Annotated in this window: 7 protein-coding genes and 1 tRNA gene; 5 read left to right on the forward strand and 3 right to left on the reverse strand. The window is 34.3% G+C overall.

Annotated features, from left to right (window positions below; translation table 11 throughout):
* Positions 1 to 11: 11 nt before the first annotated feature.
* The 3 genes from ACEN4L_RS08360 to ACEN4L_RS08370 are packed head-to-tail and all read right to left on the reverse strand — an operon-like array spanning position 12 to position 3,352.
* The gene (locus ACEN4L_RS08360; RefSeq protein ID WP_407097235.1) at positions 12 to 1,208 is read right to left on the reverse strand and encodes an ABC transporter permease; all 1,197 of its coding nucleotides are present in this window, start codon (positions 1,206 to 1,208) and stop codon (positions 12 to 14) included.
* Positions 1,195 to 2,421, reverse strand: a complete 1,227-nt coding sequence (locus ACEN4L_RS08365) for an ABC transporter permease (RefSeq protein ID WP_407097234.1) — start codon at positions 2,419 to 2,421, stop codon at positions 1,195 to 1,197. Before ACEN4L_RS08365 ends, ACEN4L_RS08360 begins: the two co-directional genes overlap by 14 nt.
* The gene (locus tag ACEN4L_RS08370) at positions 2,414 to 3,352 is read right to left on the reverse strand and encodes an ABC transporter ATP-binding protein (RefSeq protein ID WP_407097233.1); all 939 of its coding nucleotides are present in this window, start codon (positions 3,350 to 3,352) and stop codon (positions 2,414 to 2,416) included. Before ACEN4L_RS08370 ends, ACEN4L_RS08365 begins: the two co-directional genes overlap by 8 nt.
* 143 nt (positions 3,353 to 3,495) lie before the next feature.
* On the opposite strand from ACEN4L_RS08370, the gene ACEN4L_RS08375 reads away from it, so the two are divergent.
* The 5 genes from ACEN4L_RS08375 to ACEN4L_RS08395 all read left to right on the forward strand — a co-directional run bounded on the left by ACEN4L_RS08375 (position 3,496) and on the right by ACEN4L_RS08395 (position 7,667).
* On the forward strand, positions 3,496 to 4,590 hold the full coding sequence (locus ACEN4L_RS08375; protein WP_407097232.1) for a sensor histidine kinase: 1,095 nt from the start codon (positions 3,496 to 3,498) through the stop codon (positions 4,588 to 4,590).
* Positions 4,587 to 5,231 carry a response regulator gene (locus ACEN4L_RS08380; protein WP_407097231.1) on the forward strand — a complete coding sequence of 215 codons (645 nt, stop codon included), beginning with the start codon at positions 4,587 to 4,589 and terminating at the stop codon, positions 5,229 to 5,231. Before ACEN4L_RS08375 ends, ACEN4L_RS08380 begins: the two co-directional genes overlap by 4 nt.
* An 82-nt stretch (positions 5,232 to 5,313) precedes the next feature.
* A tRNA-Leu gene (locus ACEN4L_RS08385) sits at positions 5,314 to 5,397 on the forward strand.
* A gap of 316 nt (positions 5,398 to 5,713) precedes the next feature.
* Positions 5,714 to 6,559 (forward strand): DUF6414 family protein, encoded by an 846-nt coding sequence (locus tag ACEN4L_RS08390; protein ID WP_407097230.1) that lies wholly within the window; start codon positions 5,714 to 5,716, stop codon positions 6,557 to 6,559.
* Positions 6,543 to 7,667, forward strand: a complete 1,125-nt coding sequence (locus ACEN4L_RS08395) for an AAA family ATPase (RefSeq protein WP_407097229.1) — start codon at positions 6,543 to 6,545, stop codon at positions 7,665 to 7,667. The genes ACEN4L_RS08390 and ACEN4L_RS08395 overlap by 17 nt, the downstream gene beginning before the upstream one ends.
* Positions 7,668 to 8,124: the final 457 nt, after the last annotated feature.

Below are 8,124 nucleotides of genomic sequence, written 5' to 3' on the forward strand. Positions count from 1 at the left end.
TCTTTTTGTTATTAGTAAATACTATTTTGCTGTCGGTATTTTTGGATGACAAAACTGACGGCATAAAAAGCAAACCCAATCAGTATTTGTGTCCCTAACATCGTATAAAAAGGCTGAATGCTCTCTAACGAAAGTGTCGTGCTGTCTAGAACGATTTCTGTTCCCTTAACTTGCCAAATAGGGGTGGCAAAAGAAGCGACTTGTTGCATTAGGGGACTGACAAATGCACGCGGTACAAATATACCGCTGGCAAAGGCTAGCACCAAGCTGACTGTTGTTGATAAAAATGAAATGGCTCCTTTAGAATTGGCTATAGTGACACAGAAGTAGGCCATTGCTTGAATACCAAACATTGCAATAAAGCTATTGAGTGCTAACAGCAATCCTTTTTGAGAAAAAATAGTCTCTACCCCATAGAGGACGATTGCCCCGACCATCAAAAGTGACCAAAATACTATACTAAATGTAATACAACCCCATAAGATTTGTACCCACCGCTGACTTTCTGTTACCATTCCCATCCGGTCTCGCTTCATAATTTCAGGATTTCGCATAGCAAGTATGGCATACCCAAAAGTGGTGATGAACGTGGTAATCATAATATAAGAAATAAAATAAGCGTAGTTGGTACCAAACGCCAGCAGAGAAACGTTTGCATTGGTTTCAGAAGGGATAATCTCTACATTTGACTGGTCTGCTTGTTGATTTAGGTCGGCTAGAGCCGAAGTTAGTTGAGTGGAATCCGTAAAATCCGTTATTTGAGAAGAGAGCAATTGTAAATTCGTTAGATAGGTATTGATTAAAATATCTACAAAAGCTTCGTTTTCTAAGGATTGTGTGACGGTTTTCTCTAATGGAATGTCTTCTTTAGCAGAATCAATAATGGATTCTCCAAAACCTTCTGGGATGGTTAAAATATAATCTGCATTTTGATAGTAAAGAGTATCAGCGATATCTTCCGGTGTATTGCTAACCGGAACTACATTTAACTGTTTCTCCAAATAATTCAGCAAGCTTTGTGAGACTGGGTCATCGTCATCGTAATTGATAATTCCGATATCACTTTGTGCCACTTCAAATTGACTAGTATAGCTGTTACTGAACAGGGCATTTACAGGAATAACAATTGCCAATAGCAATAAGACATTCCAAATAATCGAAGTTGAATTGTCTTTTAACAGTTGATAGAAAAGTTTAAAGATTTTCATAATCAGTCCTCCTCAATGCCATTAAAGTAATCATCAAACAGACAATGGCATAAGCACTTAAAATCAACATATTCTCGTTGTATTGTTCATAAGTGGGATAGCTGTTTAAATAATAAATAGCATCATTGATGAGAGAGACTGGGTTGATTTTGGCTAGCCAGGGAGCTTTTTCCATAATGAAATATTTTAAGTCAATCACCATCAAACCAGATAAAGCACCAAGCACAAGCGGTACTGCAATTGAAATACCAATCAAAACTTTCGTGTTAGCCTTCAAGAGACTAGCTACTGCCGTACCAAGTAATAATCCAACCAATACACCTAGTGTCATCAATGCAACTAGACGAAAAGGATCATTACCTAGTGGAACGCCGTTTAGATTGTAAATAATCAATAAGAGATAGACAATAGCTAAACAAGAAACTGCGCCAGTGATAAACATGGCTCTAAAACGCTTGCTTTTAGGAACTGGGCTTGCTGTGACAAGCAAGGCAGCTGGAGAGTAATTGGCTTCATTGTCCGTCACCATACTAACCCCAATAGACATGAAGAAAATACAAATATAAGCTAGGCAAGCATAATAAAAAATACTCATCCCAGTAGTGCCATTATCTTTAGCTGAATCTGCTATGAATGATTTCGACATATTAGAACTAGCTAGAGACTCATTAACAGCCATAATCGATTGCTGGGGATCATCACTTTGCGCAGCATTGGTGTATAGTGTATTAATTGTGCCATTGATAGAGGCCATAGTGTTCAAGGCGGTATAAATAATCGTGGAAGACATAGAATTTGCGGCATTAGGAGCTACTGTCAAAGCGATATCAAATTGTTGGTCCGTGTTATCCACATAAATAATATCCTCCACTGCACCATCCTCCAGTAGTTGCTGAGCTGTTTGAGAATCTGTTTCGTAATACATCATATAGTCATTTTCCGTTAGTTCATTGGCTACCAATTCATCCTGTTCTAAACTAGCTGGAGTAGCAATGGAAGAAAAAGAATCTTTTGCGCTGTCAATTTCTTCTTCGTTACCTTCAAAAACCATTGCTACGGGAACCGTTTCTAAAACAGTATCTGTCGCTATTAGTCCTTGGAAAGCAAAGAGATAAATGAGCCCAAAAACGAGAGGGAAAATGACACCGAATGCTACGCCGTCTTTGTTGCGAAAAAAATTTTTAACAGCATATTTTTGCAAATGACTAAACATTGTCCCGCAACTCCTTTCCTGTGATTTCCAGAAAGACATCATTCAATGTTGGACGTTGGACGGTTAAGTTCAATAGAGTGATATGCTCATCTTCAAATAATCCGATTAAAGTCATCAGATGACTAGCTCCTTTTTGGAAATGAACGGTCAAATCACCTTGGTGGTAATGGAATCCTGAGACTTCAGGCATTTGTTGAATCTTAAGTTGCGTTTCTTCCGGCAAATCAAAGACTTCTGCTTTGACAACTTCTCCATGCTGGGAAATAGCTTTGATTTCATCACTTGTTCCAGTAATAATTTCTTTGCCTTTGTCCATAATAGTCAAACGATCACAAATCAATTCTACTTCTTCCATATAATGTGTGGTGTAAATAATGGTTTTTCCTTCATCTCTCAATTGTTTGATTCCATCTAAAATACGATTTCGAGATTGCGGGTCCACTGCTACTGTCGGCTCGTCTAAAATAATCAGATCAGGTTTATGAGAAATACCACAAGCTAAATTCAACCGTCGCAAGAGCCCGCCCGATAATTTTTTAGGTCTGAAATTACGAAATTTTTCCAAGCCGACAAATTCAATGGCTTCATCTACGTATTGCTTCCGTTGTTTTTTATTTTGAATATACAATCCACAGAAGTAATCGATGTTTTCTTCTACAGTGAGTTCATCATATACTCCAATATTTTGCATCACCAGGCCAATTCTTTTTTTGATGTCATAATTGTTCGGATGCATTTTTTCTCCAAATATATCTACAGAACCTTTTTCGTATCGTAAAAGAGATAGCATACAATTGATAACAGTTGATTTACCACTTCCATTTGGACCTAATAGACCATAAATTTCACCTTCATTGACGGACATACTAAAATGGTCAAGTGCTACTAACTCTTTATACCGTTTTACCAAATCATGGACTTCGATTACCATCTTATTTCTCCTCCTTACTCTTTCTTTTATTATGTCAAATAGGTATGCGATTTTGAATGATAATTTGTCACTTCATCAGATGACATCTGTCACTAAAAACAACTAGTAAATATGGTAAACTGTTCTTATGAGGAGGGGAGAATATGAGATGGTTGGAACTAGGAATACGTGCTGTTTTATTAGGAATGATATTTTTGCTTCAAATGATTATCGAACCAAATTCATTTCCAATTATGGAACTATGTATAGTAGTTATTTATGGTGCATTGTACTTATTGACAGAGAACTTAGATGTGCCTAGACGTTATCTCATTTATTTTAGTGTATTCTTTCTCACCAGCATTTTCCTGCCTGAACTGTACTTATTTTGGCCTCTTATTTTTTATGAATATTCTCTTCAATCCTACAAAAACTACAGTTTGTTTCTATTGCCACTTTTGTTGGGATTAGGGATAGGGCAATCCATTTATATAAGTTTTTTTATTACAAGTCTGTGTTGGATAGCTTCGATTATCCACACGGTTATTGATAACAGTCAAACATTTGAAAAAGCCTCATTTGAAGAAATAGATACATTACGTTTCTTAAATCAGCGTATTAAAAACGAACAAGATAGCCTATTGCATTTGCAAGATGAGAAAGTAAATTCATCTCGTTTAGAAGAACGGAGAAGAATTGTAGAAGAAATCCATGACCTTCTAGGGCATCAGTTGAGCAGTGCCATTATTCAAATTGGTGCTCTAGAATATGTAGCTACTGAACCAGAAGTGAAGTCTTCTCTCACTCAAGTAAAAGAAGTGTTGAGCACGAGCATGAGTAATGTGCGGACGGTTATCCACACAGAACGACAAACAACGGTGAATTTGGAAGAAGAATTACGGATGCTTGTGCACCAATTTTCTAAATGCCCTATCAGCTTCCGCTACAAAAATTATGCACTGATTGATAACCAAACCGCTCATTCAGTCGTTAACATAGTGAAAGAAGCTTTAACAAATATCAATAAACATTCAACAGCCACCTCTGTTCAAGTCCGATTTACAGAAGTAAGTCATCAATGGACATTATTGATAGCGGATAATGGAACAGTGTCAGAATATCAAATGAAGCATCCCAAAGGTATTGGATTGTTGAATATAGAAGAACGGGTAAGCCAAATGAATGGCCATATCCATTTCAATTATGAAAATGGATTTCGTATCTTTGTTGTTATTCCGAAAAAGGGGGAAGCAGGATGAATATTCTATTAATAGATGATGACGCTTTGGTAATCAATGGTCTTCAAACAATCATCGAGATGGGAACCAAACACTTTCCAAACCCGTATCAAATTTGCAACACAGGGAAAAATGGAAATGAGGCCATCAGCCTTTATCAACAATATCAACCGGATATTGTCTTGATTGATATTCGTATGCCGGAATTAGATGGCATTACTGCGGGAAAACAAATTGTTCAACTGGACCCGAATGCGAAATTGATTTATCTGACAACTTTTTTAGAAGATGAATACATTATAGATGCGCTGAAGTTAGGTGCTAAAGGCTATTTGATGAAAACAGATTACGACAGTATTATTCCAGCAATTGAAGCAGTAGCGTCTGGACAGCGAGTATTTGGAGATGAAATTATTGTCAAAATTCCTGGATACTTTTTTAAAGAGCAGAAAAAAGGTTCCTCTTTTCCTCTTTTGACTGAAAAAGAAGGAGAGCTAGTGTATTGGGTATCACAAGGACTGAACAATAAAGAAATTGCTGAAAAAATGCACTTTAGTGAAGGGACGATTCGTAATTACCTATCCATTATTTTAGAGAAACTCCATTTACGAGATCGAACTCAATTAGCGATTTATTATTACAAGAATTCAGAGCAATTTTAGAGAGAGTGTTTTCTCAGATATCCCATCAAAGTCTGCTTTACAATCTTTTGAAATATTGTTAGAATAGTCTTTGTTGCGATAAGCGGTCGTGGCGGAATGGTAGACGCGCCAGCTTGAGGGGCTGGTATCCAATATGGATGTGGAAGTTCAACTCTTCTCGGCCGCATAAATTGAATGAAAAGTATAGCATTAACGTTTACAGCTGATTTCCTTACTCTTTTGAGGGTGAGGGAAATGGCTGTATTTTTGCGAGTGGGCTAGCGTGATAGATTATGTGCCTCACTATTTAAGTGGAATTATAAGCTACAAATAACCTTCTTTAATTTAAAAATACGTACCTAAAAAAAGCAGCTCTGAAAGCTAAAATATTTAAAAATAAACACCTAACAGTTAATTACTAATGCTCTGATATTACAATTCTTTAATGTTATAATTTAGTAACAAGGGCATTGAAAAAGAATATTTTTTGAGGAGAGTATTGTATGACCGATAGCGTTAGACTAATAAAAGTTATTTATTTCGATGAAGACTCAGCTTTGGAATATTTAGATATTATTAACAATGGTAGATATTTTTTTAACGATGAAATAGTAAAAAATGCAGGAAATTCATTTGACAATAACACGCAATTGTTGGCTGAGGGTAAAGTTAAATTTAAAGACTTTTTGTTTGGAATGATGAGTTTTGGTGCGAGTGCTTCAAACTCAACAGAAGCTGCATTTTCAAAAAACAACAATAAAATGCTTAAAACAACCTTGTCAAATACTATACTAACAGACTTTGTTGCTAAAAAAGATAACGCCGAGATACACGAATTTACTGATTATAATCTTACTTTAGAGAAAAATTCTTTTGCATATTTAAAAACGTTTACACCTTATTTAAAAATGATGAAAGACAATACAGATGATATGGAAGATTTCGATATAAAACTTTTAGATGAAACACTAAATGATGCTAAAGGTTACTACGAGATATTAGCAAGTAAAGATGTAGATAAAGTTGTCTTAAGATTTAATAATAATACGTTTAAGAACAATTACAGCATAGGTGACTTACAAACAATGAATATAACGTGCTATGCAATTCGAGTAGGAGAAATAGATAAAAAAAATTTGGTTGTTGAGAACTTTTTTGTGGATATGGCTAATGAAGAAGATACTAATACAACTGCAGTTACTTCAGTTTCAGATGATTATGAAACAGTTAAAGGTCAATTACAAGAGCAAGAACAAGAGCAAGAGCAAAAACAAGAACAAGAACAAGAAATACTGCCCTTATTTGATGTTGTATTAGCAGGAGTATTGGCAGGTGTTGAATCTGAATAAAGTAACTGTTTTCATAGGACCCAAAAGTCATTTTGAATTACAAGTAACTGAAAGATTAGAAGATTATAGTACGCTAAGCGAGATAGTAGAAGTGCTTATAGCTATATCTAATACCACATGGCACAAAGTTGAAGGACAAGAAACTCCAAAACAAAAACAACCTACCTATAAGAATTTAGTTTGTTTTTCAGATGAATTCAACGGAATAAGCGAAAATTTACTCTTAAGTTTCTTTTCGAGAATTAGTAAGTTAAATATTGAAAATGTTTACATGCAAAATCCACCACAAAAAATTTATGAACAAGCTAAAGAATTAAAGATAAACTTTAAAAAAATTGAATATAAATATAATCAGTTAACTGAAGAAAATCTGATAGACATTAATGATAAGTTTGAATTGAATATAATTGGACAACGTGAAGCAAAAAAGGAAATATTAATTAGTTTGGTACCTTTGTTAAATGCTGGAAAAAGTAAACCAGTCGTGATTATGTTATACGGGCCAACTGGTGTGGGTAAAACTGAAACAGCTAAATTTATTGGGGAAATACTTGGTGGGAAATTTTTTAGACAACAACTATCTATGTTTCAAAATCAGCGAGCTCATAATTTTCTCTTTGGAGGCGAACAAGGAACCGACTCATTATCTTATGAATTAGTGAATAGAGAGTCTAACGTTATATTATTGGATGAATTTGATAAGGTCGATCCTTCATTGTATAGTGCATTTTATGAAGTATTTGATGAAGGTATATTTAAAGATGTATTATATAAAGTGAATTTGAAAAATAGCATAATCATATGTACTTCAAATTTTAGAAATTTAAATGATATCAAAAAAACATTAGGTGCGTCTATATACTCTAGATTTGATAATTTTATAGAGTATAAACCTCTTAGCATAGAAGATAAAATGAAAATTATAAATTTGAAAATTGACGAATTATTAAACTCTCAAAAAGAAGAAGATAAAAAAAAGATTAGAAGAGATATTATATTTAAAATTATGATTGGAAGATTAGACAAGTTGGATAACGTTAGAGAAATTAATAAAGACATTGAGAAATTAATCTCATTACAATTACTGGATGCAATATTGAAGAAATAAGTTAATTGATTTTAGAACTTTATCAACTGCATATTAAAAGTGGTATTGCGTGACATGAAACGTAAAAATGCTATATATAAGATAAAAAAATATGCTATATATAAGATAAAAAAATATTGACTCTTTAAGGTGCGTGTTTTACTGTAGGTTTGTGTGTGCTTTTTATTTTAGAAGATTATATATAATTTGAAATTAGCTTTAAACGTTGGTAAATTAACATTTATACATGAAAATGCGGAATTTGAGCAGACGCGCCAGCTTGAGGGGCTGGTATCCAATATGGATGTAAAAGTTCAACTCTTCTCGGCCGCATAAATGAATTAAACTATTTAATGTCTACTGAATAATAAACTATGCTTATTCTGCTGCCTTTTACAACTAATGATTGATATAATAGATGCAAGGGTTTTTATAGGATGTTAAACAAAACCTTGCACTTTTACTGAAATGAGGACAG

Source organism: Desemzia sp. FAM 23988, assembly GCF_045528365.1.
Lineage (GTDB): Bacteria > Bacillota > Bacilli > Lactobacillales > Carnobacteriaceae > Desemzia.

Coding starts and splice junctions, on each gene's coding strand:
- ACEN4L_RS08375 (WP_407097232.1), top strand. CDS start 3,496: ATGAGATGGTTGGAACTAGGAATACGTGCTGTTTTATTAGGAATGATA.
- ACEN4L_RS08365 (WP_407097234.1), bottom strand. CDS start 2,421: ATGTTTAGTCATTTGCAAAAATATGCTGTTAAAAATTTTTTTCGCAAC.
- ACEN4L_RS08360 (WP_407097235.1), bottom strand. CDS start 1,208: ATGAAAATCTTTAAACTTTTCTATCAACTGTTAAAAGACAATTCAACT.
- ACEN4L_RS08380 (WP_407097231.1), top strand. CDS start 4,587: ATGAATATTCTATTAATAGATGATGACGCTTTGGTAATCAATGGTCTT.
- ACEN4L_RS08370 (WP_407097233.1), bottom strand. CDS start 3,352: ATGGTAATCGAAGTCCATGATTTGGTAAAACGGTATAAAGAGTTAGTA.
- ACEN4L_RS08390 (WP_407097230.1), top strand. CDS start 5,714: ATGACCGATAGCGTTAGACTAATAAAAGTTATTTATTTCGATGAAGAC.